This is a genomic window from Sporosarcina sp. FA15 (assembly GCF_051550195.1).
In the GTDB taxonomy this organism is placed as follows: Bacteria; Bacillota; Bacilli; order Bacillales_A; family Planococcaceae; genus Sporosarcina; species Sporosarcina psychrophila.
The window spans coordinates 3,857,497-3,880,684 of record NZ_CP188818.1 but is presented as its reverse complement, the minus strand read 5'-3'; the positions used below and the strand labels follow the sequence as shown (position 1 = coordinate 3,880,684).

The following is a 23,188-nucleotide window of genomic DNA, read 5'->3' as shown; positions in this document are numbered from 1 at the left end:
TTTCATAGACGGCAAATTGCAATCGCACAATCATTGTTGACATAAATTGTGTTTCTCAATCATATGGAGAAGAAGCCATTATACACGACGGCGTTTTGGCGGGCGGCATCCGTTATGTGGAACCGGGGTAACGTCTCTGATTGCAGTAACTTCAAGACCTGCAGCCTGTAATGAACGAATTGCTGCTTCACGTCCACCACCTGGACCTTTAACAGTAACTTCCAAAGTTTTCAGACCGTGCTCCATAGATGATTTAGCAGCCGCTTCAGCAGCCATCTGTGCAGCGAAAGGTGTTGATTTACGAGAACCCTTAAAGCCTAATGCACCTGCACTTGACCAAGATATTGCGTTCCCTTGCATGTCAGTGATTGTAACAATTGTATTATTGAACGTCGAACGGATATGTGCAATACCGGATTCAATATTCTTTTTCACACGACGTTTACGAGTTTGTTGTTTACGTGCCATGTTAAGAAGATACCTCCTTTACCTATTATTTTTTCTTGTTCGCTACTGTCCGTTTAGGACCTTTACGAGTACGTGCGTTATTTTTCGTGTTTTGTCCACGAACAGGAAGTCCGCGACGATGACGGATACCACGGAAGCTACCGATTTCCATCAAACGTTTGATGTTAAGGGAAGTTTCACGTCGAAGGTCACCTTCAACTTTAAGCGTGTCCATTTGTTCACGGATTTTATCAAGCTCTGCGTCAGTAAGATCGCGAACTCGTGCGTCCTCAGATACTCCAGCTGCCGCCAATACTTTTTGAGCAGTTGTTTTTCCGATTCCGAAAATGTAAGTTAATGAAATGACTACGCGCTTATCGCGCGGAACGTCTACACCAGCAATACGTGCCATATATATTGTGCACCTCCTTCAGAATTAGCCTTGTCTTTGTTTATGTTTTGGATTTTCACAGATTACCATTACTCGGCCGCGTCTGCGAATAATTTTACATTTTTCGCACATCGGTTTTACAGATGGTCTAACTTTCATCTTACCCAACCTCCTTCAGTATTCCGGAGTTACAAAAGTTTATTTAAAACGGTATGTGATACGACCACGTGTTAAATCATAAGGCGAGAGTTCCATTGTCACTTTATCGCCAGGTAGAATACGGATAAAGTGCATACGGATTTTGCCAGATACATGCGCAAGAATCGTATGGCCGTTTTCCAGCTCTACTTTAAACATTGCGTTTGGCAGTGTTTCGAGTACGGTTCCTTCAACTTCAATTACATCATCTTTCGCCATCAACCCAGTCTCCCTTCTATATCCAATAAAGGTTCTCACCATCGAGCGGCATCAGTCGCCTTTAAAGCTTCCTTCAACATATGTCCGGATTGCATGAGTGATGTTCGAAAGAGGTCTGCCACATTCCGTTTCCCTTAAGTCCGTCCTCGACTTCTTGTTATGGAAAATCGCGTCGAAATGGACACGACTGTCCAGAATGCCGTGGATGAGTTCCCAGTTACGTTATACAGTTCTTTCCACGAAATCCATTATACCTACCAAAGCAAGAAAATGCATTTACTATGTTTCAGAACCATAACCCTGCTAAAAACCATCTAGTTGTTATACCGGGCATCATATGCTTTTGCAGCTCGTTGAAACGTCCTTCTATGCTTCTATGCTATACTGCCCAAAAAATGCGTATAATATCTAAGTTCGAAAAGGATTATTGTCCGCTTCCTTGCAGAATAACGTCCAGATCCTTGAAAACGTCTTTGATGTCTTTTTGTCCATCGATATTTACCAACACCTCTTTGGAATCGTAAAACGCCAAGAGTGGTGCAGTTTGTTTCATATTTACTTCCAGACGGTTCGTGACAGTTTCCGGATTGTCATCGGCTCGCTGATAAAGTTCTCCGCCATCCTTATCACATTTACCTTCAACCTGTGGAGGATTAAAAAGCAAATGATAGGATGTACCGCAAACTTTACAGATGCGGCGGCCTGTCAGCCTCGCGATAAGTTCTTCTTTCTCGACTTGGATATTGAGAACATGCTCAATTCTCCGACCCATGTCAGCCAAAAGCTGATCAAGTGCTTCAGCTTGTGGAACTGTACGTGGGAAACCATCGAGTAGGAATCCATTATCGCAATCGGATTTGCTTAGTCTTTCACGAACAATTCCGATTGTCACTTCATCAGGGACAAGTGCTCCCTGATCCATGAACGATTTTGCTTTGACTCCAAGTTCCGTGCCTTCTTGGATAGCAGCACGGAACATATCGCCTGTAGAAATATGAGGGGTTCCGTACTTTTCGACAATTCTGTCTGCCTGTGTACCTTTACCGGCTCCTGGCAGACCCATTAATACGATATTCATACGTATTGCACTCCCATTCATATTCACATCACATAGAGATGAACCTTTGTGATTATTACTTCATGAATCCTTTGTAATGCCTTTTCACAAGTTGTGATTCAAGTTGTTTCATCGTTTCAAGTGCAACCCCGACGACGATGATTAAACTTGTTCCTCCAATTTGCGCAGACTGTGGAAGGTTTGCGATATTGATGAAGAATATCGGCATGATTGCCACTGTAGCGAGGAATATTGCCCCCACAAATGTCAATCGATACAAAGTGCTCGTTAGGTAATTTTGTGTATTTTGTCCTGGACGAATGCCCGGGATATAAGCGCCTTGCTTTTTCAAATTATCCGCAATATTCTCCGGATTCACCTGGATGAATGCGTAGAAGTATGTGAATGCAATGATCAATATCAGGTAAAATACCATTCCAACCGGTTTCGTATAATCGAAAACGTTTGTAATTGTAGTTGTTACACTGTTAGTGCCAAAGAAGGTCGCTATTGATTGTGGTGTAATAAAAAATGCAGAAGCAAAGATTACCGGGATAACCCCTGCCGCATTAAGTTTCAAGGGCAAGTGTGTCTGTTGGCCTGCAGTCGTTTGACCTCGTCCAGTGACACGTTTCGCATATTGGATCGGAATTTTCCGTAGTGCTTCTTGGAAGTATATAATTCCGACAGTAATCGCAATGACCAAGACGAGTAGAAGAGCCATAACTGCCAGTTTAATGAACAGTGCGTCGCCCGCATCTTGAATCTGAGTTGCGTAAAGTTGGTTGACTGCATTTGGGATTGCTGCGACGATACCAGCGAAGATTATGATGGAAATACCATTCCCAACACCTTTTGCTGTAATCTGTTCACCAAGCCATAAAAGAAATGCAGTTCCTGCCGTCAATACGATCGCGATAACCACGTATGTCGAAACACCTTCGTCTTTTATCAGCGTACCACCATACATTTGGTTGAAACCAAATGACATAGCAATTGCTTGAATAAAGGCTAGGATTATTGTGAAATACCTCGTGAACTGCGCAAGTTTCCGTCTTCCAACGTCTCCTTGTTTCGCCCATTCAGTAAATTTAGGTACGACATCCATCTGCAATAATTGCACGATGATAGATGCAGTGATGTAAGGCATAATTCCCATTGCAAGGATCGAGAAGTTCGCAAGGGCACCCCCACCAAACACGTTCAGTAGGCCAATAAGATTATTATCAGTTTGCTGTAGTGCAGTTGCATCAACGTTTGGGACCGGAATAAATGTTCCTAGTCTAAAAACAATGAGTACCAGTAGTGTGTAAAAGATTTTAGACCGTATATCTTTTACTCGCATAAAGTTGGCGATTGTCTGAAACATTAAACCACCTCGGTCTGTCCGCCCGCCTTCTCGATTGCCTCTTTAGCAGAAGCAGAGAATTTGTGAGCTTTGACAGTGATCTTTTTCTCAAGAATTCCGTTACCCAGAATCTTAATACCTGATTTAGCATTGCTCACGATGCCTGATTCAATTAGTAGCTCAGGCGTAACTTCAGTACCTTCGTCGAAACGATTAAGTGTGTCTAGGTTTACGATTGCATAATCCTTACGGTTGATGTTCGTAAAACCACGTTTAGGAAGTCTTTGGAAAAGTGGAATTTGACCACCCTCGAATCCAAGACGTACGCCACCACCCGAACGGGAGTTTTGTCCACCGTGACCTCTACCAGAAGTTTTACCAAAACCTGAACCGATTCCGCGACCAATACGCTTACGCTTAGTACGTGAACCTGCAGCAGGCTTCATAGTGTGTAATTTCATCTCATTGGCACCTCCTTATTCAAAAAATCGTAATTATAGTTCTTTAACTGTTACTAGGTGGTCTACTTTGTTGATCATGCCACGAATTGCAACATTATCTTGATGTTCGACCATTTGGTGTAATTTACGTAGTCCAAGCGCCTCCACAGTTTTACGCTGTGCTGGCTTCGAGCCGATTACACTTTTTGTAAGGGTGACTTCAAGTTTGTTCGCCATTGCATTTCCCCCCTTAACTATACAGTTCTTTCAAGGATTTACCGCGCAATTTAGCAACATCTTCAGCGCGTTTCAAATTCGATAATCCTTCGAATGTCGCACGGACCATGTTGATTGGTGTGCTTGAACCAAGTGATTTCGAAAGGATATCCGTGATGCCTGCAAGTTCTAGTACCGCACGGACAGGTCCGCCTGCGATAACTCCAGTACCTGGAGCTGCTGGTTTGATAAGGATTTTACCTGCTCCAAAATGTCCAAGCACTAGGTGCGGAGTAGTTCCTTTAACCATTGGTACAACGATTAAATTCTTCTTCGCATCTTCGATAGCTTTACGGATTGCATCTGGAACTTCTTGTGCTTTACCAGTACCAAAACCGACACGGCCATTTTTATCTCCGACAACTACGAGAGCAGTGAAACGGAAACGACGTCCGCCTTTCACAACTTTCGCTACGCGGTTAATGGTAACTACGCGTTCTTCGAATTCGCTTTTATTCTGATCATTACGACGCATGAAATGTATACCTCCTTCTTAATTAAAATTCCAGACCGTTTTCACGTGCTGAGTCTGCAAGAGCTTTCACACGGCCGTGAAATAGGTATCCGCCACGGTCAAATACTACTGACTTAACGTCCTTTTCAACAGCTTTCTTTGCGATCATCTCGCCGACTTTTACTGCTGCTGCAGTGTCTGCTTTGGATTCAGATCCGAAATCTTTTTCCATTGAAGAAGCACTTACAATCGTTACTGCATTCACGTCATCAATCAACTGAGCATAGATATGCTTGTTTGAACGGAATACGTTTAGGCGTGGACGAGCTGCAGTCCCGCTGATTTTACGACGTACGCGTGCATGACGTTTCTTACGAGTAGCATTCTTGTCTTTTTTCGTAATCATCGTGATCACTCCTTCCAGATGCCTTAAGCGGCATTATTTACCAGTTTTACCTTCTTTACGACGGACAACTTCTCCTTCGTAGCGAATCCCTTTGCCTTTATACGGCTCTGGTGGGCGTACTTTTCTGATGTTCGATGCAAGAGCACCAACGCGTTCTTTGTTGATACCACGAACAGTAATTTTAGTGTTAGCAGGAACTTCAACTTCAATTCCTTCTTCAGGTGTAAATTCAACTGGGTGAGAGAAACCAATGTTCAACACTAATTTCGAACCTTGAAGTGAAGCACGGTAACCAACACCAACTAGTTCAAGTTTGCGTTCGAAACCTTCTGAAACGCCAACCACCATGTTATTGATAAGTGAACGTGTCGTTCCATGAATAGAACGGTGTTCTTTGGATTCAGAAGGACGGATCAAAGTGATCACGTTGTTCTCCTGTTCAATTTTAATATCCGAGTTAAATGTGTTTGTAAGTTCGCCTTTAGGACCTTTAACTGTAACGAAGTTACCTTCTGCGATAGTAACTGTCACGTTTTCAGGTACCTCAATCGGCTTTTTGCCAATACGGGACATTCAAGTGCACCTCCATTCATTTGTTACGAATTACCAGACGTAAGCTACTACTTCTCCGCCTACTTGTTTAGCGCGTGCTTCTTTGTCTGTAAGTACGCCATTTGATGTAGAAACGAGGGCTATACCAAGACCGTTCAAAACTTTAGGAACTTCGCTAGTTTTAGCATAAACACGAAGACCAGGTTTTGAAATACGTTTAAGACCAGTAATAACACGTTCGTTATTTTGACCGTACTTAAGGAAAATGCGGATGATACCTTGTTTGCTATCCTCGACATATTCAACATCACGTACGAAACCTTCACGTTTCAAGATTTCTGCGATTTCTTTTTTCATGTTTGAAGCAGGTACTTCAAGCTTTTCGTGACGAACCATATTGGCGTTACGAATGCGTGTAAGCATGTCTGCGATCGGATCACTCATTGTCATTACATTTACCTCCTTCCCAAATTTAGGGGTTTACCAGCTGGCTTTTTTGACGCCAGGAATTTGTCCCTTATATGCTAACTCGCGGAAACAAATACGGCAAAGCTTGAACTTACGATATACCGAATGCGGACGACCACAACGCTCACAGCGTGTGTATGCTTGTACCGCGAATTTTGGTGTGCGTTTTTGTTTAGCAATCATTGATTTTTTAGCCACGTTTACGCCTCCCTCTTATTTACTTTTGGAACGGCATGCCGAACTGCGTTAGTAACTCATGTGCTTCTTCGTCCGAGTTTGCAGTCGTAACGATGACGATATCCATACCGCGTATTTTAGAAACTTTATCATAATCAATTTCCGGGAAAATTAGTTGCTCTTTTACGCCAAGCGTATAGTTACCGCGACCATCGAATGCTTTTTTAGAAACACCACGGAAGTCACGTACACGAGGCAACGAAACAGCAATCAGTTTGTCTAGGAATTCATACATACGCTCACCGCGTAGTGTAACTTTCGTTCCAATAGGCATACCTTCACGAAGACGGAATCCTGCGATTGATTTCTTTGCTTTTGTGACAACAGGTTTTTGACCTGAAATAATTGTTAAGTCTTCCACTGCCGCATCTAGTGCTTTCGTGTTTTGAACAGCATCACCAACACCCATGTTAATGACGATTTTGTCGACTTTTGGTACTTGCATAACTGATGTATATTCAAACTTGCTCATAAGAGCAGGAGTGATTTCGCTTTTAAACTTTTCTTTTAAACGGCTCATCTGTTGGACCTCCTTTCATCCGTTACTTAGTTATCCAGCAATTCTCCGGATTTTTTAGCAACACGAACTTTTTTGCCATTTTCGATCTTGTATCCTACACGAGTAGGCTCGCCTGTCTTAGGATCGATCACCATGACGTTTGATACATGGATAGCTGCCTCTTGGCTGATGATTCCACCTTGAGGATTTTCCTGGTTAGGTTTCGTATGTTTCTTGACGATGTTAACACCTTCAACAAGCACACGATCCTTTTTAGGGAAAGCAACTAGGATCACACCGGTTTTACCTTTGTCTTTACCTGTGATGACCATAACTTTATCGCCTTTTTTAACATTCATTCTGTCGCACCTCCTTGATTTGGCACTATCATGTGATTAAAGAACTTCAGGAGCAAGTGAAATAATTTTCATGAAGTTGCTGTCACGAAGTTCGCGAGCAACTGGTCCGAAAATACGAGTTCCACGTGGGCTCTTGTCGTCACGGATAATAACACAAGCATTTTCATCAAATGTAATATATGAACCGTCTTTACGGCGTACTCCGCTCTTCGTGCGAACGATAACAGCCTTGACAACTTCACCTTTTTTAACAACGCCACCTGGTGTTGCTTTTTTCACCGTTACAACGACTACATCACCGATGTTTGCTACTTTACGGCCTGAACCGCCTAATACCTTAATTGTAAGTACTTCACGAGCGCCTGAGTTGTCGGCGACTTTCATACGACTTTCCTGTTGGATCATTGAGGCTACCTCCTCCCGGATTTATATACCCGAACGTTAATTAAATGATGACCGCTGTTTCGACTACTTCAAGTAGACGGAAACGTTTTGTTGCTGACAATGGACGAGTTTCCATTATACGAACAACATCTCCGATTTTAGCTTCGTTCAGCTCATCGTGGGCCTTGAATTTCTTAGAATACTTAACACGTTTACCGTATTTAGAATGTTTCTTTTGCGTTTCGATCATAACAGTAACTGTTTTATCCATTTTGTCGGATACAACGCGGCCTGTATATACTTTGCGCTGGTTACGCTCCTCAGTCATGGCTGCAACCTCCTTCATCAGTTATTTGCACTGATTTCTCTTTGACGTATAACTGTCTTCATGCGCGCAATCGATTTACGAACTTCTCGGATGCGTGCAGTGTTTTCTAATTGACCTGTCGCAAGTTGGAAGCGAAGGTTGAAAAGCTCTTCTTTCAGTGATTTCACCTTTTGCTCAATCTCTGCAGTTGTTAAGTCACGGATTTCATTAGCTTTCATTAGATTCACCACCGATTTCTTCACGTTTTACAAACTTAGTTTTAATAGGAAGTTTGTGAGATGCCAGGCGAAGCGCTTCACGCGCAACTTCTTCCGATACACCTGCTATTTCGAACATAATACGACCAGGTTTAACAACTGCTACCCAGCCTTCTACAGCACCTTTACCTGAACCCATCCGTACTTCAAGAGGCTTCTTTGTATATGGTTTGTGCGGGAAGATGTTGATCCATACTTTACCGCCACGTTTCATGTAACGTGTCATTGAAATACGTGCTGCTTCGATTTGGCGGTTTGTAATCCATGCCGAATCAAGAGCTTGTAGACCGTATTCTCCGAATTGAACTGTTGCTCCGCCTTTTGTAGTACCACGCATTTTACCACGGAATACACGACGATATTTAACTCGTTTAGGCATTAACATATTAGTTGCCTCCTTCCTCAGAGTTCTTCTGTTTCTTCACTGGAAGGACTTCTCCACGATAAATCCATACTTTAACGCCAAGCTTACCAAACGTTGTGTCTGCTTCAGCATGTGCATAATCAATATCTGCACGTAATGTATGGAGAGGGACAGTACCTTCACTATAATGTTCCGACCGAGCGATGTCAGCACCGCCAAGACGTCCAGAAACTTGTGTTTTAATTCCTTTAGCGCCAGAACGCATTGTGCGTTGGATTGCTTGTTTTTGTGCACGACGGTATGATACGCGAGTTTCTAGTTGACGAGCAATTGACTCTGCAACTAGTTTAGCGTCAAGATCCGCACGTTTAATTTCAATGATGTTGATGTGAACGCGTTTACCAGTGATGTCGTTCAACATTTTACGAAGTGTTTCGACCTCAGTACCACCTTTACCAATAACCATTCCTGGTTTAGCAGTGTGGATGCTGATGTTAACACGCTTTGCAGCACGTTCAATTTCAACTTTAGAAACAGAAGCTTCTACAAGACGTTTTTCGATGAACTCACGGATTTTCAAATCTTCGTGCAAGAGAGTCGCATAGTCTTTTTCTGCGTACCATTTAGACTCCCAGTCACGGATGATACCGACCCGTAAACCGTTAGGATGTACTTTTTGACCCACGAATTATCCCTCCTTCTTTTCAGATACCACTAATGTGATGTGGCTCGTACGTTTATTAATTGCGCTCGCACGTCCTTGTGCGCGTGGTCGGAAACGTTTCATAGTCGGACCTTCATCAACGAATACTTCGCTGATAAATAGGTTTTCGACATCCATTTCATAGTTATGTTCAGCATTTGCAATCGCTGATTTCAAAACTTTTTCTACAACCGGAGAAGCCGCTTTTGGCGTCAGGCGTAGAATCGCGATAGCTTCACCGACTTTTTTGCCTCGGATAAGATCAACGACCAAACGGACTTTACGAGAGGCAATACGGACTGTGCGGGCAGTAGCTTTTGCTTGTTGCATCAGAATAACCTCCTCTCAATTAACGTCTTGTTTTCTTATCGTCGGCGCCATGACCTCTGTATGTGCGCGTAGGTGCAAATTCACCAAGTTTGTGACCAACCATATCTTCAGTTACATAGACGGGAACGTGTTTACGTCCGTCATATACAGCAATTGTCATTCCGATGAATGTCGGGAAGATTGTTGAACGGCGTGACCATGTTTTGATAACCTGTTTTTTCTCAGATCCACTTTGTGCTTCGACCTTCTTCATTAGATGATCGTCTACAAATGGTCCTTTTTTCAAGCTGCGGCCCATGTCGGAACCTCCCTCCGTGTTTGTACTACGGTCCAATCATTGAACCGCAGTGCATTACTATTACTTCTTACGACGACGTACAATAAGCTTGTCGGATTTGTTGTTTTTCTTACGTGTTTTATAACCAAGTGTCGGTTTACCCCATGGAGTTACTGGAGACTTCATACCGATACCAGTTTTACCTTCACCACCACCGTGTGGGTGATCGTTAGGGTTCATGACAGAACCACGAACTGTTGGGCGTTTACCCATCCAACGTGAACGTCCTGCTTTACCAATGTTGATTAGTTCATGTTGCTCATTACCAACTTGACCTATTGTCGCGCGGCATACAGCAAGAATCATGCGAACTTCTCCAGATTGAAGACGTACAATAACATACTTATCTTCACGGCCAAGTAGTTGTGCAGAAGTTCCTGCTGAACGTACTAGTTGTCCGCCTTTACCTGGTTTCATTTCGATGTTATGAATTGTAGTACCCATTGGAATGTTTTCTAGTGGAAGTGAGTTACCCACTTTGATATCTGATTCCGGGCCTGACATAATAGTTGCTCCAACTACAAGACCTTTTGGAGCGAGAATGTAACGTTTCTCTCCGTCTACGTAATTGATTAGAGCAATGTTAGCTGAACGGTTTGGATCGTATTCGATCGTAGCAACGCGTCCTGGTATGCCATCTTTCCGGCGTTGGAAATCGATGACACGGTATTGGCGCTTGTGGCCTCCACCATGGTGACGAACAGTAATCCTACCAGTGTTGTTACGGCCGCCTTTCCGCTTAAGCGGTGCAAGCAATGATTTTTCCGGTTTGTCAGCAGTAATCTCAGCAAAATCGGATGTAGTCATGTTACGGCGTCCGTTGGAGGTAGGTTTGTATTTCTTAATCGCCATTTGTGTTCCCTCCTTCATATAATTAGATATCTATTAGTTGTTTAACTTAGACTTCGAAAAGTTCGATGTCTTTTGAGTCAGCAGTTAGTGTAACAATCGCTTTACGGCGTCTGTTCGTATAACCAGAATGCTTGCCCATACGCTTAAGTTTACCTTTGTAATTCTGTACGTTCACTTTTTCAACTTTAACACCGAAAACTTCTTCGATAGCTTGCTTAATAAATGATTTATTAGCGCGCGTGTCAACTTCAAAAGTGTACTTTTTGAATTCCATTTGTTCAGAAGTACGCTCGGTAATGACCGGACGTTTTATAATATCACGTGCTTCCATTAACCTAGCACCTCCTCTATTTTTTGAACTGCTGCTTTAGTCATAACAAGTTTATCGTGACCGATAAGATCAAGTACGTTAATACCTGTCGCTGTTACGACACTGATTCCAGGGATGTTACGTGCAGACAAAGCCAAAGTTTCATCTAAGTCAGCTGTTACGATCAACGCTTTTCTGTTAATCGAAAGATCAGCAAGTACTTTGATAAAATCTTTTGTTTTTGGTGCATTGAATGTTAGTCCTTCAAGAACGATTACATCTTCTTCACGAACTTTCGTAGAAAGAGCTGAAAGAAGAGCCAATCTGCGGACTTTCTTCGGTAATTTGTAGCTATAGCTTCTTGGTGATGGACCGAATACGATACCACCTCCACGCCATTGTGGTGATCGGATTGAACCTTGACGGGCACGACCTGTACCTTTTTGACGCCATGGTTTACGTCCTCCACCAGCAACTTCGCCGCGACTTTTTACTTTATGATTCCCTTGACGCAATGAAGCACGTTGTTGAACCAATGCTTCGAATAAAACAGATTCGTTTGGTACGATACCAAAGATTGCTTCATTTAGTTCGATGTCTCCGACAGAAGTTCCTGCCTGATTTAATACGGATACTTTAGGCATTCCTGTTTCCTCCTTTCTTTAGTAGTCAGTTTCCTTTGATAGCGCTGCGCACTTGTAAAAGTGATTTGCGTGCTCCAGGAACGTTACCTTTAACTAGTAGCAAGTTGCGTTCAAGATCAACTCGTATAATTTCAAGGTTTTGAACTGTTACTGTTTTGCCACCCATACGACCTGGCATTTTTTTACCTTTGAATACACGTTGAGCGTCAACAGATCCGATTGAACCTGGTGCGCGGTGATGACGTGATCCGTGGGTCATAGGTCCGCGTGAATATCCGTGACGCTTGATAACACCCTGGAACCCTTTACCTTTTGATGTACCTGTGATGTCGACGATATCGCCTTCAGCAAAAGTATCAACTTTGACTTCTTGACCAACTTCGTAGCCACTAACGTCTAATTCGCGGAATTCGCGAATGAAGCGCTTAGGTGCAGTATCAGCTTTTGCAACGTGCCCTTTTTCAGGTTTGTTAGCAAGCTTTTCGCGTTTATCTTCAAATCCGATTTGGATTGATTCGTAGCCGTCTGTTTCCGTAGTCTTCTTTTGAAGAACAACGTTTTGTCCAGCCTCAATCACTGTTACCGGGATAAGATCTCCGTTTTCAGCAAAAATTTGCGTCATACCGAGTTTTCTTCCCAAGATTCCTTTGGTCATTTAGTCCACCTCCTGAATTAATGTGTGCTTTATTTAGTATCGATTAAAGTTTAATTTCAATGTCAACGCCTGATGGTAAATCGAGTTTCATTAAAGCATCGACAGTTTGTGGTGTCGGATTAACGATATCGATTAGACGTTTGTGAGTACGCATTTCGAACTGCTCGCGCGAATCTTTGTATTTATGCACCGCACGAAGAATCGTGTAGACAGTTCTTTCAGTCGGTAGTGGAATCGGACCCGATACACTAGCACCCGAACGTTTTGCTGTTTCTACGATCTTTTCAGCTGATTGATCAAGAATTCTATGATCATATGCTTTTAAACGAATACGAATCTTTTGTTTTGCCATTATTTTCCCTCCCTTGCGCCTATTTTGTTATAGACATTCTCCACGAAAATTTCCCACACACATGCCATGGCAAAGCGGCCTGGTGTGTCGGCAACCTCTCGCTTCATCGCAGTCAAAGACCAACATTCAATATTATACACATAAAAAAAGAATAACGCAAGTGCCTTGGCGAAATTCTTTTCTCAACTTTATTATTATAATTCTTTCTCTCACTCATTGCAAGTCCGAGAGTGCTAACTCGGACTATTGACTACTTAATTAAAGAGCATGACTGTTACCCAACCAAACAACAACAACGGAATGTTGTAGTGAATGAATGTCGGTACACATGTATCCCATATATGATTATGTTGTCCATCGACATCAAGTCCCGCAGTTGGCCCAAGCGTAGAGTCAGATGCAGGCGAACCAGCATCACCAAGAGCCGCTGCTGTCCCAACAAGTGCAATGATGGCTAACGGACTGAATCCAAATGCCATACTAAGCGGCACGAAAATCGATGCAATAATTGGGATTGTCGCAAATGATGAGCCAATACCCATTGTAACGATTAACCCGACAAGTAACATAGCGAATGCTGCCATCCCCTTATTATCCCCTAGAGCAGTGCTCGAGTATTCCACCAACTTAACAATATCTCCTGTCTCTTGAAGCACAGCAGCAAATCCATTTGCTGTAATCATGACAAATCCTACGAATGCCATCATACGCATTCCTTCATTGATTAAACCATCAGCATCTTTCCACTTAAGTGCTCCCGTAATATACAGAATCGCAATCCCAGTCACCGCACCTGCAATCATAGACTGTGTTGGTATCTGTACAGCAAGTGTGCCAATAAGTGCTAGTACTGTAAAGATGATATTACGTGTTTTAACAACCACCACTTCTTCAGTGATTTTTAACTGCTTGTCCACATACTCTCTCGGCTTGCGATAAGAGAAGAAAATAGCAATTAGCAGCCCTACGAACAGACCAAGAACAGGAAGTGCCATCGCTTTCGGTATGTCCGCCATATCAATCGCCATACCCGCTGCCGCCATTTGCTTAGCAAGAATTTCATGGAAGATGAATCCGTATCCATATGGAAGCAAGATATATGGTGCTGTTAACCCGAATGTCAGAACAGATGCAATGAGACGACGATCTATTTTCAACATATTTAAGACATGTATAATCGGTGGCACCAATAAAGGAATAAATGCAATATGGATTGGAATAAGATTTTGCGAGAATATGGCCATCGCTAGAAGCATTAAGACAATCAATACTTTTCCTAGTGCTGTACGATCAGGCTCCCCCTCTTTCTTCACAATCCGCAACATAGCTTCAACAAGCAATTGAGGAATGCCAGTCTTCGATATAGCTACCGCGAATCCACCAAGTAATGCATAACTAAGGGCAATTGTTGCTCCTTCACCTAGACCACCAGTAAACGAGACAATCGTTTCATCAACTGATAAGCCTCCTGTAAATCCTCCCACAATCGCTCCTACAACTAGGGCTAATACAACGTTCACCCGTAATAAACTTAAAGCCAACATAACGACTATGGCGATAATAACTGCATTCATTTGTATTCCCCCTATGATTTGTTTCTTTATCCAGCTAAAGTGATGAAGCATAGTTATTAAGATAGCAGAGGATATTTCTTCTGTCAATGAATTTTTAGCGCAGCATCAGAGTCAGGATCTTCAATGAGTAATCCTTATGTTGTAGCTTGTCCATTTAACGAGATTTTATAGTTTCCTAGGCAACAAAAAAACCGCCACAAAGGGCGGTTTTAAGAAATAATTATTTAAGGATTGTTGCTACAACGCCAGCGCCTACAGTACGTCCACCTTCGCGGATAGAGAACTTCGTACCTTCTTCAAGAGCGATTGGAGCAATCAAATCGATTGTCATTTCAATGTTATCTCCAGGCATAACCATTTCTACGCCTTCAGGAAGTTCGATAACACCAGTTACGTCAGTTGTACGGAAGTAGAACTGTGGACGGTAGTTAGAGAAGAATGGAGTATGACGTCCACCCTCTTCTTTTGAAAGAACATAAACTTCAGATGTAAATTTCGTGTGTGGAACGATAGTTCCTGGTTTAGCAAGAACTTGCCCACGTTGGATGTCATCACGTGATACCCCACGAAGTAGTGCACCAATGTTGTCGCCAGCTTCTGCATAATCAAGAAGTTTACGGAACATTTCTACACCTGTTACAGTAGTAGCTTTTGGTTCTTCAACGATACCGATGATATCAACAACATCACCGATTTTAACTACTCCACGCTCAACGCGACCAGTAGCAACAGTTCCACGTCCTGTGATTGAGAATACGTCCTCAACAGGCATCATGAATGGTTTTTCAGTATCACGTGGTGGTGTTGGGATATACTCGTCAACAGCAGCCATAAGTTCCATAATTTTATCTTCATAGCCTTCGTCGCCTTCAAGCGCTTTAAGAGCAGAACCTTTAATGACAGGAATGTCATCGCCAGGGAAGTCATATTCAGAAAGAAGGTCGCGAATTTCCATTTCAACAAGCTCAAGAAGCTCTTCGTCATCAACCATGTCACATTTGTTCATGAAGACAACTAGATGTGGAACACCTACTTGACGTGAAAGCAAGATGTGCTCACGTGTTTGTGGCATAGGGCCGTCAGCTGCAGAAACAACTAGGATTCCGCCGTCCATTTGTGCTGCACCAGTGATCATGTTTTTAACGTAATCGGCGTGACCTGGGCAGTCAACGTGTGCGTAGTGACGAGTTGCAGTTTCATACTCAACGTGTGAAGTATTGATTGTAATACCGCGTTCTTTTTCTTCAGGTGCGTTATCAACGTCAGCATAAGATGCTGCTGTTCCACCTAGTCTTTTTGCTAGAACTGTTGCGATTGCTGCAGTTAGTGTAGTTTTACCATGGTCGACGTGACCGATTGTACCAACGTTAGCATGCTGCTTGGAGCGGTCGAATTTTTCTTTTCCCATTATGGAAATCCTCCTCGAAATATAAAAGTTTTTTTGTTTTTATATAGATATAGGTGCTAAAGGGGGCCCCCTCTAACATCCCATATCTATCTATTCATTAATTTAATGGATAGCAGGCTAAAATAAAAATTATTCGCCTTTGTTTTTCTTAACAATTTCTTCTGCAACTGATTTCGGCACTTCTTCATAGTGATCGAATGACATTGAGAAGTTTCCGCGTCCTTGTGTGTTAGAACGTAGAGATGTTGCATAACCAAACATATTAGCAAGTGGAACCATTGCACGAACTACTTGTGAATTACCACGAGCGTCCATACCTTCTACACGGCCACGGCGTGATGTAACATCGCCCATGATATCGCCCATGTATTCTTCAGGAATTTGAACTTCTACTTTCATCATTGGTTCAAGTAGAACTGGGTTAACTTTTGATACAGCATTTTTCAACGCCATAGATGCAGCGATTTTAAATGCCATTTCGTTTGAGTCGACATCATGATAAGAACCGTCGAATAGACGGGCTTTAATGTCGATCAAAGGATAACCAGCGATTACACCATTATTAAGTGAATCACGGATACCCGCTTCTACTGCAGGAATATATTCACGTGGAACTGATCCCCCGACAACGTTGTTAATGAATTCGAATCCTTTTCCTTCTTCGTTAGGAGAGAATTCAATCCAAACGTGACCAAACTGTCCACGTCCACCGGATTGACGCACGAACTTACCTTCAACTTCCGCCGAAGCGCGGAATGTTTCACGATAAGATACTTGCGGAGCTCCGACGTTAGCTTCAACGTTGAATTCACGGCGCATACGGTCTACAAGAACGTCAAGATGCAACTCACCCATACCAGCAATGATTACTTCTCCAGTTTCTTGGTCTGTATGTGCGCGGAATGTCGGGTCTTCCTCTTGAAGCTTAGCAAGAGCCATACCCATTTTATCTTGGTCGGCTTTTGTTTTCGGTTCAACAGAAAGTGAAATTACTGGTTCCGGGAAGTCCATTGACTCAAGAATGATCAGTGCACCAGCCTCACAAAGTGTGTCGCCAGTTCCTGTATCTTTAAGTCCAACTGCAGCAGCAATTTCTCCTGAATGTACTTCAGAAATTTCTTCACGAGAGTTCGCATGCATTTGTAGAATACGTCCTACGCGTTCACGCTTACCTTTTGAAGAGTTTTGTACGTATGATCCTGATTGAAGAACTCCAGAATACACACGGAAGAATGTCAGTTTACCTACATAAGGATCCGTCATAACTTTGAATGCAAGTGCCGAGAAAGGCTCGCTGTCGTCTGAGTGACGCTCGATTTCTTCATCAGTATCAGGATCTGTACCTTTCATAGGTGGGATGTCAAGTGGTGATGGAAGGTAGTCGATAACAGCATCAAGAACAAGTTGTACACCTTTGTTTTTGAAAGCAGTTCCGCATACAACCGGATAGAACTCAACAGCCAATGTCGCTTTACGAATCGCTTGTTTGATTTCTGCGTTTGTAATTTCATCTTCATCCAAGAATTTGTTCATAAGAGCTTCATCGAATTCAGCAACCGCTTCAATTAACTTTTCACGGTATTCTTCTGCTTGCTCACGATATTCTTCTGGGATTTCTCTTGTTTCAGCATTTAAACCTGTATCATCTTCATAGAAAACTGCTTTCATTTCAACTAAATCGATAATTGCTGCAAAAGTATCTTCTGCACCAATCGGCAATTGAATTGGATGAGCGTTTGCTCCAAGACGGTCTACAAGTGTACCTACTGAATAAAGGAAATCAGCACCAGTTTTGTCCATTTTGTTTACGAAAACTAGGCGTGGTACGCCGTAGTTAGTCGCTTGACGCCATACTGTTTCTGTTTGCGGTTCAACGCCCGATTGAGCATCAAGTACCGTTACAGCTCCATCAAGAACACGAAGTGAACGTTCAACTTCAACAGTGAAGTCTACGTGACCTGGAGTATCAATGATGTTTACGCGGTGGTCTTTCCACTCAGCAGTTGTAGCAGCTGAAGTGATTGTAATTCCGCGTTCTTGCTCCTGCTCCATCCAGTCCATTTGAGATGCACCTTCGTGCGTTTCCCCGATTTTGTGGATTTTACCAGTATAATAAAGGATCCGCTCAGTCGTTGTTGTTTTACCAGCATCGATGTGAGCCATGATACCAATGTTACGTGTATTCTCTAAGGAGAATTTTCTAGCCATGATATGATCTCCTTCCGTCTCGGATTAGAGTAGTAATGAATCGCTGAATCTTACCAGCGATAGTGAGCGAATGCTTTGTTAGCATCAGCCATTTTGTGCATTTCTTCACGGCGTTTCACAGAAGCACCAGTGTTGTTAGAAGCATCAAGGATTTCATTCGCAAGACGTTCTTCCATTGTTTTTTCTCCGCGTGTGCGTGAGTAGTTAACAAGGTAACGAAGTCCAAGAGTTGTACGGCGATCAGGACGTACTTCAACTGGTACTTGATAGTTTGCTCCACCTACACGGCGTGCTTTAACTTCAAGAACTGGCATTACATTAGTAAGTGCCGCTTCGAATACTTCAAGTGGATCTTTTCCAGAACGTTCTTTCACAAGCTCGAACGCACCATAGAGGATTTTTTGAGATGTACCTTTTTTACCGTCAACCATCATTTTATTAATAAGACGTGAAACGAGCTTCGAATTGTAAATCGGATCCGGAAGTACGTCACGTTTTGCAACAGGGCCTTTACGTGGCATGTTGTATTCCTCCTTTCAAGGTTTTTAAGCGATTTCGCTTAAATAACCATCAATCATGATTATTTTAATTAGCTTTTTTTAACTTTAGGTTTTTTAGCTCCGTACATAGAACGGCTTTGCATACGGCCAGTTACACCAGCTGTATCAAGTGCTCCACGAACGATGTGGTAACGAACACCTGGTAAGTCTTTTACGCGTCCTCCGCGAAGTAGAACAACACTGTGTTCTTGAAGGTTGTGGCCTTCACCAGGGATGTATGCATTGACTTCCAATTGGTTAGTCAAGCGTACACGTGCATATTTACGAAGAGCCGAGTTTGGCTTTTTCGGTGTCATTGTGCCAACACGCGTACAAACACCTCTTTTTTGTGGTGAGTTTACGTTTGTCATTGACTTTTTGAAGCTGTTATAGCTTTTTCCGAGTGCTGGTGATTTAGATCCCGTCACTTTTGATTTACGTGGTTTACGGACCAATTGATTAATTGTAGGCATCGGTTTTTCCTCCTTTCGAACTTCTTTTTGTAAGACCACACATCCAGGTGGTTCATTTTTGGGGTAAAAACAAAGTCTTTGTGCTTCAATGCACAAAAACTATTAATCAGTAATCGCAACCACAGCTGCACCGACTTGAATGCCACATGCATTTCCGAGTTTATCTCTCGAATCAACATACGTCACTTGAATGTCACGAAGTTTGGCTTCCTCCATTACTGGAGCAATAATCCGTTCTTCTGCATCCTGCGCAATAATAATCTCTATCACTATCCCTGCACGGATTGCTTTCACTGCCTGCTTTGTACCAATGATTGTCTTCTTTGCCTGCTCGACTTTTTCATAAGACATTTCCATATCCTCCAAAGTACAGACATCCAACTATCAACCTTTTGTATTTTATCACCTGTAAGGTAAACTGTCAACACATAAACGAAAAGTCGGGGGAGTTACTTTCGTATTCCCCCGTTTTCAGTTTAAGTTACAGAATCATAACTTACTTAGTTGTAGCTTTTTCTTTTTCTTGTTCCATTACAATATGACGGTAACGCTGCATTCCTGTTCCAGCTGGAACAAGTTTCCCGATAATAACGTTTTCTTTCAAGCCTAGTAACTCGTCCGTTTTCCCTTTAATAGCTGCATCTGTCAAGACACGAGTTGTCTCTTGGAATGATGCTGCTGATAAGAAGGATTCCGTTTCAAGTGAAGCTTTCGTAATACCGAGAATAACAGGACGACAAGTCGCTGGAATTTTATTGACTTTAAGTACTTCCGCATTCGCATCTGAGAATTGGTGAATGTCGAGTAGTGAACCTGGCAATAGATCCGTGTCCCCTGCTTCGATGATGCGCACTTTACGAAGCATTTGGCGAACCATTACTTCAATGTGCTTATCACCGATTTCAACACCCTGCATACGGTAAACTTTTTGAACTTCTTTCAAGAGATAGACTTGAACGGTAACGACGTCTTTAACAACAATCAGTTCTTTCGGATCGATAGAACCTTCTGTTATGACTTCACCTCGGTCAATCATATCACCGACATCAACTTTAAGACGGGCGTTGTATGGCGTCAGATATTTCCGCGTTTCTACTTCGCCTTCAATCGTAATTTCTTTCTGACCTTCACGTATTTCATCAATTTCAATGATTTGACCTTTGATTTCCGAAATAACTGCAACCCCTTTAGGATTACGCGATTCGAAAATTTCCTGGATACGTGGAAGACCTTGTGTTATGTCGGACCCCGCAACTCCACCTGTATGGAACGTACGCATTGTAAGCTGTGTACCCGGCTCACCGATAGATTGTGCAGCGATAATACCAACCGCTTCACCAACCTCGACTGTTTCACCTGTTGCCAAGTTAATGCCGTAACATAATTTACAAACGCCGTGCTTCGTATTACATGTGAACGCAGAACGAATTGTTATTTGTTCAAGTCCCGCATCCAAAATGGCACGAGCTGCATCAGCAGTAATCAAGCCATCTCGTTTAAGAATCAAAGCGCCTGTTTCAGGATGATAAATCGATTTCTTCGTGTGACGGCCTTCGATACGTTCATCTAGACCTTCGATTACTTCCGTTCCATCCATAAGTGCTCCGATATCCAATCCGCGATCTGTACCACAATCATCTTCACGGACAATTACGTCTTGTGCAACATCGACAAGTCGACGTGTCAAGTAACCTGAGTCGGCTGTCTTAAGAGCAGTATCCGCAAGTCCTTTACGAGCACCGTGTGTTGAGATGAAGTACTCAAGCACTGTCAGACCTTCACGGAATGACGATTTGATTGGTAGTTCAATGATTCGACCGGCCGGATTGGCCATCAGACCACGCATACCAGCAAGCTGCGTAAAGTTTGACGCGTTACCCCGGGCACCCGAGTCACTCATCATATAAATCGGGTTTGAGTGGTCAAGTGAGTCCATTAGTTTGTCTTGGATTACATCCTTAGCATGGCTCCAGTAAGAGATAACGCGATCATATCGCTCTTCCTCTGTAATGAGACCACGACGGAACTGTTGTAACACTTTATCCACTTTTGCTTGTGCTTCATGCAAGATATCATCTTTATTAGGTAGAACGACAATGTCGGATATACCAATTGTAATTCCTGCACGAGTAGAATATTTGAATCCAAGATTTTTCATGCGGTCAAGCATTCTTGACGTTTCTGTAATATGGAAACGTTTGAAGATCTCCGCAATGATATTTCCAAGGATTTTTTTCTTAAACGGTTCAATTAGTTCCTGTTCAGCAACATGCTCTTTTATATTGACAGTTCCAGATACAAAATACTTGTCTGGTGTTTCAATTTGCAAGTTGAAGTCTGACGGTTCGTTAATATACGGGAACGATTTCGGCAGAATCTCGTTGAAAATCACTTTTCCGACTGTCGTTATAAGAAGTTTTGCATTCTGTTCCTCAGTGAAAGTAGGATTATTCAAAGACCTTGCCTGAATAGCGATACGTGAATGAAGATGCACGAAACCGTTATGATAAGCAATTAGTGCTTCATCCGCATCACGGAATGAAGTACCTTCTCCTGACGCGCCTTTACGTTCCAGTGTAAGGTAGTAGTTTCCTAAAACCATATCCTGAGAAGGCGTAACGACCGGTTTTCCGTCTTTCGGGTTCAAAATGTTTTGTGCTGCTAGCATAAGTAGACGCGCTTCCGCTTGTGCTTCTGCGGATAACGGAACGTGGACTGCCATTTGGTCACCATCAAAGTCAGCGTTATAAGCTGTACAAACCAGTGGGTGAAGCGTAATCGCACGCCCTTCTACAAGGATTGGTTCGAATGCTTGAATACCAAGTCGGTGAAGAGTCGGGGCACGGTTCAATAAGACCGGATGCTCCTTAATGACTTCTTCAAGAACGTCCCACACTTCTGAATGGAGGCGTTCAATTTTACGTTTGGCACTCTTAATGTTGTGCGCAAGACCTCGTTCAACGAGTTCTTTCATAACAAACGGTTTAAACAGTTCAATCGCCATTTCTTTCGGCAGACCACACTGATACATTTTCAGGTTAGGTCCTACGACGATAACGGAACGACCAGAATAGTCAACACGTTTTCCTAGTAAGTTTTGACGGAAACGTCCTTGCTTACCTTTCAACATATGAGAAAGGGATTTCAATGGACGGTTACCAGGTCCTGTAACCGGACGGCCACGACGACCATTATCGATGAGCGCATCGACTGCTTCTTGCAGCATCCGCTTCTCATTCTGAACAATGATTCCTGGTGCTCCTAAATCTAATAGGCGTTTCAATCTGTTGTTCCGGTTGATGACCCTTCGGTACAGGTCGTTCAAGTCGGATGTTGCAAATCGTCCACCATCAAGTTGTACCATCGGGCGAAGCTCCGGCGGGATGACTGGTAACACTTCAAGAACCATCCATTCAGGCTTATTGCCCGAGTTACGGAAAGCTTCAACAACCTCTAGGCGCCTGATTGCACGCGTACGACGTTGCCCTTGAACTGTTTTCAATTCTTCTTTCAAGAACTCCATCTCTTTTTCAAGATCGATAGCTGCAAGAAGACGTTCAATTGCTTCAGCGCCCATGAGCGCTTGGAATTTAGAACCATACTTTTCGCGGTAGATACGGTATTCCCGTTCAGAAAGCAGTTGCTTTCTTTCAAGCGGAGTATCCGCAGGGTCAACGACTACATAAGACGCGAAATAGATAATTTCCTCCAGAGCACGTGGTGTCATATCAAGGATAAGACCCATTCGGCTTGGAATTCCTTTGAAGTACCAAATATGTGTAACTGGAGCTGCTAGTTCAATATGTCCCATACGTTCACGGCGGACTTTTTGACGCGTCACTTCTACTCCACAACGGTCACAAACGACGCCTTTATAACGAACGCGTTTATACTTTCCGCAATGACATTCCCAATCTTTTGTAGGTCCAAAAATACGTTCACAGAACAGACCATCTTTTTCGGGCTTCAATGTTCGGTAGTTAATTGTTTCCGGCTTTTTCACTTCACCATATGACCATGAACGGATCTTATCAGATGAAGCAAGCCCTATTTTCATATACTCAAAATTGTTTACATCTATCAAGGAGCCTACCTCCCTCTAGTCTTATCGCTGCAATT

General features: G+C 42.9%; 34 protein-coding genes. All 34 read right to left on the bottom strand.

Annotated features, from left to right (window positions below; all coding sequences use genetic code 11):
* Positions 1-78 precede the first annotated feature (78 nt).
* A complete protein-coding gene (gene rpsK, locus ACP8HG_RS18345) occupies positions 79-468 on the bottom strand; it encodes a 30S ribosomal protein S11 (RefSeq protein ID WP_067204813.1) in 390 nt (129 codons plus the stop codon).
* 25 nt (positions 469-493) lie between these two features.
* Entirely contained in the window at positions 494-859 is a 366-nt protein-coding gene (gene rpsM / locus ACP8HG_RS18340) for a 30S ribosomal protein S13 (protein WP_067204810.1), read from the bottom strand.
* A 24-nt stretch (positions 860-883) separates the two neighbouring features.
* Positions 884-997, bottom strand: coding sequence for a 50S ribosomal protein L36 (gene rpmJ / locus ACP8HG_RS18335; RefSeq protein WP_067204807.1), 114 nt, complete (start codon positions 995-997; stop codon positions 884-886).
* Between the two features lie 39 nt (positions 998-1,036).
* Positions 1,037-1,255, bottom strand: coding sequence for a translation initiation factor IF-1 (gene infA, locus ACP8HG_RS18330; protein ID WP_067204804.1), 219 nt, complete (start codon positions 1,253-1,255; stop codon positions 1,037-1,039).
* 424 nt (positions 1,256-1,679) lie between these two features.
* Positions 1,680-2,333 carry an adenylate kinase gene (locus ACP8HG_RS18325; RefSeq protein ID WP_067204801.1) on the bottom strand — a complete coding sequence of 218 codons (654 nt, stop codon included), beginning with the start codon at positions 2,331-2,333 and terminating at the stop codon, positions 1,680-1,682.
* A gap of 55 nt (positions 2,334-2,388) precedes the next feature.
* A complete protein-coding gene (gene secY, locus ACP8HG_RS18320) occupies positions 2,389-3,681 on the bottom strand; it encodes a preprotein translocase subunit SecY (RefSeq protein WP_067204799.1) in 1,293 nt (430 codons plus the stop codon).
* A complete protein-coding gene (gene rplO, locus ACP8HG_RS18315; protein WP_067204796.1) occupies positions 3,681-4,121 on the bottom strand; it encodes a 50S ribosomal protein L15 in 441 nt (146 codons plus the stop codon). Before rplO ends, secY begins: the two co-directional genes overlap by 1 nt.
* 33 nt (positions 4,122-4,154) lie before the next feature.
* Positions 4,155-4,337, bottom strand: coding sequence for a 50S ribosomal protein L30 (rpmD, locus tag ACP8HG_RS18310; RefSeq protein ID WP_067204794.1), 183 nt, complete (start codon positions 4,335-4,337; stop codon positions 4,155-4,157).
* Between the two features lie 13 nt (positions 4,338-4,350).
* Complete coding sequence (gene rpsE, locus ACP8HG_RS18305) at positions 4,351-4,851, bottom strand: 30S ribosomal protein S5 (RefSeq protein ID WP_067204791.1); 501 nt, start codon at positions 4,849-4,851, stop codon at positions 4,351-4,353.
* A 22-nt stretch (positions 4,852-4,873) separates the two neighbouring features.
* Positions 4,874-5,236: a 50S ribosomal protein L18 gene (rplR, locus tag ACP8HG_RS18300; protein ID WP_067204790.1), complete on the bottom strand. Its 363-nt coding sequence runs from the start codon at positions 5,234-5,236 to the stop codon at positions 4,874-4,876.
* A 33-nt stretch (positions 5,237-5,269) separates the two neighbouring features.
* Complete coding sequence (gene rplF / locus ACP8HG_RS18295; protein WP_067204786.1) at positions 5,270-5,809, bottom strand: 50S ribosomal protein L6; 540 nt, start codon at positions 5,807-5,809, stop codon at positions 5,270-5,272.
* Between the two features lie 30 nt (positions 5,810-5,839).
* Positions 5,840-6,238: a 30S ribosomal protein S8 gene (rpsH, locus tag ACP8HG_RS18290; protein ID WP_067204783.1), complete on the bottom strand. Its 399-nt coding sequence runs from the start codon at positions 6,236-6,238 to the stop codon at positions 5,840-5,842.
* 30 nt (positions 6,239-6,268) lie between these two features.
* Positions 6,269-6,454, bottom strand: a complete 186-nt coding sequence (locus tag ACP8HG_RS18285) for a type Z 30S ribosomal protein S14 (RefSeq protein WP_067204781.1) — start codon at positions 6,452-6,454, stop codon at positions 6,269-6,271.
* Positions 6,455-6,473: 19 nt separating this feature from the next.
* Positions 6,474-7,013: a 50S ribosomal protein L5 gene (gene rplE, locus ACP8HG_RS18280; RefSeq protein ID WP_067204779.1), complete on the bottom strand. Its 540-nt coding sequence runs from the start codon at positions 7,011-7,013 to the stop codon at positions 6,474-6,476.
* Positions 7,014-7,039: 26 nt separating this feature from the next.
* Positions 7,040-7,351, bottom strand: a complete 312-nt coding sequence (gene rplX / locus ACP8HG_RS18275) for a 50S ribosomal protein L24 (protein ID WP_067204776.1) — start codon at positions 7,349-7,351, stop codon at positions 7,040-7,042.
* A 36-nt stretch (positions 7,352-7,387) separates the two neighbouring features.
* Positions 7,388-7,756 (bottom strand): 50S ribosomal protein L14, encoded by a 369-nt coding sequence (rplN, locus tag ACP8HG_RS18270; RefSeq protein WP_067204773.1) that lies wholly within the window; start codon positions 7,754-7,756, stop codon positions 7,388-7,390.
* 40 nt (positions 7,757-7,796) lie between these two features.
* Positions 7,797-8,063, bottom strand: a complete 267-nt coding sequence (gene rpsQ, locus ACP8HG_RS18265; RefSeq protein WP_067204770.1) for a 30S ribosomal protein S17 — start codon at positions 8,061-8,063, stop codon at positions 7,797-7,799.
* 17 nt (positions 8,064-8,080) lie between these two features.
* Positions 8,081-8,281: a 50S ribosomal protein L29 gene (gene rpmC, locus ACP8HG_RS18260; protein ID WP_025783856.1), complete on the bottom strand. Its 201-nt coding sequence runs from the start codon at positions 8,279-8,281 to the stop codon at positions 8,081-8,083.
* Complete coding sequence (gene rplP, locus ACP8HG_RS18255) at positions 8,271-8,705, bottom strand: 50S ribosomal protein L16 (RefSeq protein ID WP_067204766.1); 435 nt, start codon at positions 8,703-8,705, stop codon at positions 8,271-8,273. The genes rpmC and rplP overlap by 11 nt, the downstream gene beginning before the upstream one ends.
* A 1-nt stretch (position 8,706) precedes the next feature.
* Positions 8,707-9,369 carry a 30S ribosomal protein S3 gene (gene rpsC / locus ACP8HG_RS18250; RefSeq protein WP_067204763.1) on the bottom strand — a complete coding sequence of 221 codons (663 nt, stop codon included), beginning with the start codon at positions 9,367-9,369 and terminating at the stop codon, positions 8,707-8,709.
* A gap of 3 nt (positions 9,370-9,372) precedes the next feature.
* Positions 9,373-9,717 carry a 50S ribosomal protein L22 gene (gene rplV / locus ACP8HG_RS18245; RefSeq protein ID WP_067204760.1) on the bottom strand — a complete coding sequence of 115 codons (345 nt, stop codon included), beginning with the start codon at positions 9,715-9,717 and terminating at the stop codon, positions 9,373-9,375.
* Positions 9,718-9,736: 19 nt separating this feature from the next.
* On the bottom strand, positions 9,737-10,015 hold the full coding sequence (gene rpsS / locus ACP8HG_RS18240; protein ID WP_067204757.1) for a 30S ribosomal protein S19: 279 nt from the start codon (positions 10,013-10,015) through the stop codon (positions 9,737-9,739).
* Positions 10,016-10,075: 60 nt separating this feature from the next.
* A complete protein-coding gene (gene rplB, locus ACP8HG_RS18235) occupies positions 10,076-10,906 on the bottom strand; it encodes a 50S ribosomal protein L2 (RefSeq protein ID WP_067204755.1) in 831 nt (276 codons plus the stop codon).
* Positions 10,907-10,952: 46 nt separating this feature from the next.
* Complete coding sequence (rplW, locus tag ACP8HG_RS18230) at positions 10,953-11,237, bottom strand: 50S ribosomal protein L23 (RefSeq protein WP_067204752.1); 285 nt, start codon at positions 11,235-11,237, stop codon at positions 10,953-10,955.
* Positions 11,237-11,860: a 50S ribosomal protein L4 gene (gene rplD / locus ACP8HG_RS18225; RefSeq protein ID WP_067204749.1), complete on the bottom strand. Its 624-nt coding sequence runs from the start codon at positions 11,858-11,860 to the stop codon at positions 11,237-11,239. The genes rplW and rplD overlap by 1 nt, the downstream gene beginning before the upstream one ends.
* Before the next feature lie 25 nt (positions 11,861-11,885).
* Positions 11,886-12,515: a 50S ribosomal protein L3 gene (gene rplC, locus ACP8HG_RS18220; protein ID WP_067204747.1), complete on the bottom strand. Its 630-nt coding sequence runs from the start codon at positions 12,513-12,515 to the stop codon at positions 11,886-11,888.
* 43 nt (positions 12,516-12,558) lie between these two features.
* A complete protein-coding gene (rpsJ, locus tag ACP8HG_RS18215; RefSeq protein ID WP_067204744.1) occupies positions 12,559-12,867 on the bottom strand; it encodes a 30S ribosomal protein S10 in 309 nt (102 codons plus the stop codon).
* Between the two features lie 254 nt (positions 12,868-13,121).
* On the bottom strand, positions 13,122-14,441 hold the full coding sequence (locus tag ACP8HG_RS18210; protein ID WP_421102075.1) for a Na+/H+ antiporter family protein: 1,320 nt from the start codon (positions 14,439-14,441) through the stop codon (positions 13,122-13,124).
* 220 nt (positions 14,442-14,661) lie between these two features.
* Complete coding sequence (tuf, locus tag ACP8HG_RS18205) at positions 14,662-15,849, bottom strand: elongation factor Tu (protein WP_067204738.1); 1,188 nt, start codon at positions 15,847-15,849, stop codon at positions 14,662-14,664.
* 129 nt (positions 15,850-15,978) lie between these two features.
* A complete protein-coding gene (gene fusA / locus ACP8HG_RS18200) occupies positions 15,979-18,057 on the bottom strand; it encodes an elongation factor G (RefSeq protein ID WP_067204735.1) in 2,079 nt (692 codons plus the stop codon).
* A 50-nt stretch (positions 18,058-18,107) separates the two neighbouring features.
* Entirely contained in the window at positions 18,108-18,578 is a 471-nt protein-coding gene (gene rpsG, locus ACP8HG_RS18195) for a 30S ribosomal protein S7 (RefSeq protein ID WP_067204733.1), read from the bottom strand.
* Positions 18,579-18,646: 68 nt separating this feature from the next.
* Positions 18,647-19,069 (bottom strand): 30S ribosomal protein S12, encoded by a 423-nt coding sequence (rpsL, locus tag ACP8HG_RS18190; RefSeq protein ID WP_067204730.1) that lies wholly within the window; start codon positions 19,067-19,069, stop codon positions 18,647-18,649.
* Between the two features lie 102 nt (positions 19,070-19,171).
* Positions 19,172-19,420: a ribosomal L7Ae/L30e/S12e/Gadd45 family protein gene (locus tag ACP8HG_RS18185; RefSeq protein WP_067204727.1), complete on the bottom strand. Its 249-nt coding sequence runs from the start codon at positions 19,418-19,420 to the stop codon at positions 19,172-19,174.
* 145 nt (positions 19,421-19,565) lie between these two features.
* Complete coding sequence (gene rpoC / locus ACP8HG_RS18180) at positions 19,566-23,153, bottom strand: DNA-directed RNA polymerase subunit beta' (protein WP_067204724.1); 3,588 nt, start codon at positions 23,151-23,153, stop codon at positions 19,566-19,568.
* Positions 23,154-23,188 lie beyond the last annotated feature (35 nt).

Coding starts and splice junctions, on each gene's coding strand:
- rpsE (WP_067204791.1), bottom strand. CDS start 4,851: ATGCGTCGTAATGATCAGAATAAAAGCGAATTCGAAGAACGCGTAGTT.
- infA (WP_067204804.1), bottom strand. CDS start 1,255: ATGGCGAAAGATGATGTAATTGAAGTTGAAGGAACCGTACTCGAAACA.
- rplN (WP_067204773.1), bottom strand. CDS start 7,756: ATGATCCAACAGGAAAGTCGTATGAAAGTCGCCGACAACTCAGGCGCT.
- rplC (WP_067204747.1), bottom strand. CDS start 12,515: ATGACCAAAGGAATCTTGGGAAGAAAACTCGGTATGACGCAAATTTTT.
- ACP8HG_RS18325 (WP_067204801.1), bottom strand. CDS start 2,333: ATGAATATCGTATTAATGGGTCTGCCAGGAGCCGGTAAAGGTACACAG.
- rpsK (WP_067204813.1), bottom strand. CDS start 468: ATGGCACGTAAACAACAAACTCGTAAACGTCGTGTGAAAAAGAATATT.
- rpsS (WP_067204757.1), bottom strand. CDS start 10,015: ATGGGCCGCAGCTTGAAAAAAGGACCATTTGTAGACGATCATCTAATG.
- rplE (WP_067204779.1), bottom strand. CDS start 7,013: ATGAGCCGTTTAAAAGAAAAGTTTAAAAGCGAAATCACTCCTGCTCTT.
- ACP8HG_RS18185 (WP_067204727.1), bottom strand. CDS start 19,420: ATGTCTTATGAAAAAGTCGAGCAGGCAAAGAAGACAATCATTGGTACA.
- ACP8HG_RS18210 (WP_421102075.1), bottom strand. CDS start 14,441: ATGAATGCAGTTATTATCGCCATAGTCGTTATGTTGGCTTTAAGTTTA.
- rpmD (WP_067204794.1), bottom strand. CDS start 4,337: ATGGCGAACAAACTTGAAGTCACCCTTACAAAAAGTGTAATCGGCTCG.
- rplV (WP_067204760.1), bottom strand. CDS start 9,717: ATGCAACAAGCAAAAGCTACTGCCCGCACAGTCCGTATTGCCTCTCGT.
- rpsG (WP_067204733.1), bottom strand. CDS start 18,578: ATGCCACGTAAAGGCCCTGTTGCAAAACGTGACGTACTTCCGGATCCG.
- rplF (WP_067204786.1), bottom strand. CDS start 5,809: ATGTCCCGTATTGGCAAAAAGCCGATTGAGGTACCTGAAAACGTGACA.
- rplR (WP_067204790.1), bottom strand. CDS start 5,236: ATGATTACGAAAAAAGACAAGAATGCTACTCGTAAGAAACGTCATGCA.
- rplO (WP_067204796.1), bottom strand. CDS start 4,121: ATGAAATTACACACTATGAAGCCTGCTGCAGGTTCACGTACTAAGCGT.
- rplB (WP_067204755.1), bottom strand. CDS start 10,906: ATGGCGATTAAGAAATACAAACCTACCTCCAACGGACGCCGTAACATG.
- rpsQ (WP_067204770.1), bottom strand. CDS start 8,063: ATGACTGAGGAGCGTAACCAGCGCAAAGTATATACAGGCCGCGTTGTA.
- fusA (WP_067204735.1), bottom strand. CDS start 18,057: ATGGCTAGAAAATTCTCCTTAGAGAATACACGTAACATTGGTATCATG.
- rpsL (WP_067204730.1), bottom strand. CDS start 19,069: ATGCCTACAATTAATCAATTGGTCCGTAAACCACGTAAATCAAAAGTG.
- rpmJ (WP_067204807.1), bottom strand. CDS start 997: ATGAAAGTTAGACCATCTGTAAAACCGATGTGCGAAAAATGTAAAATT.
- rpsJ (WP_067204744.1), bottom strand. CDS start 12,867: ATGGCAAAACAAAAGATTCGTATTCGTTTAAAAGCATATGATCATAGA.
- rplW (WP_067204752.1), bottom strand. CDS start 11,237: ATGGAAGCACGTGATATTATAAAACGTCCGGTCATTACCGAGCGTACT.
- tuf (WP_067204738.1), bottom strand. CDS start 15,849: ATGGGAAAAGAAAAATTCGACCGCTCCAAGCAGCATGCTAACGTTGGT.
- rplX (WP_067204776.1), bottom strand. CDS start 7,351: ATGAATGTTAAAAAAGGCGATAAAGTTATGGTCATCACAGGTAAAGAC.
- rplD (WP_067204749.1), bottom strand. CDS start 11,860: ATGCCTAAAGTATCCGTATTAAATCAGGCAGGAACTTCTGTCGGAGAC.
- rpsH (WP_067204783.1), bottom strand. CDS start 6,238: ATGACAATGAGTGATCCGATCGCAGACATGCTTACACGCATTCGTAAC.
- rpmC (WP_025783856.1), bottom strand. CDS start 8,281: ATGAAAGCTAATGAAATCCGTGACTTAACAACTGCAGAGATTGAGCAA.
- rpsM (WP_067204810.1), bottom strand. CDS start 859: ATGGCACGTATTGCTGGTGTAGACGTTCCGCGCGATAAGCGCGTAGTC.
- secY (WP_067204799.1), bottom strand. CDS start 3,681: ATGTTTCAGACAATCGCCAACTTTATGCGAGTAAAAGATATACGGTCT.
- rplP (WP_067204766.1), bottom strand. CDS start 8,705: ATGTTAATGCCTAAACGAGTTAAATATCGTCGTGTATTCCGTGGTAAA.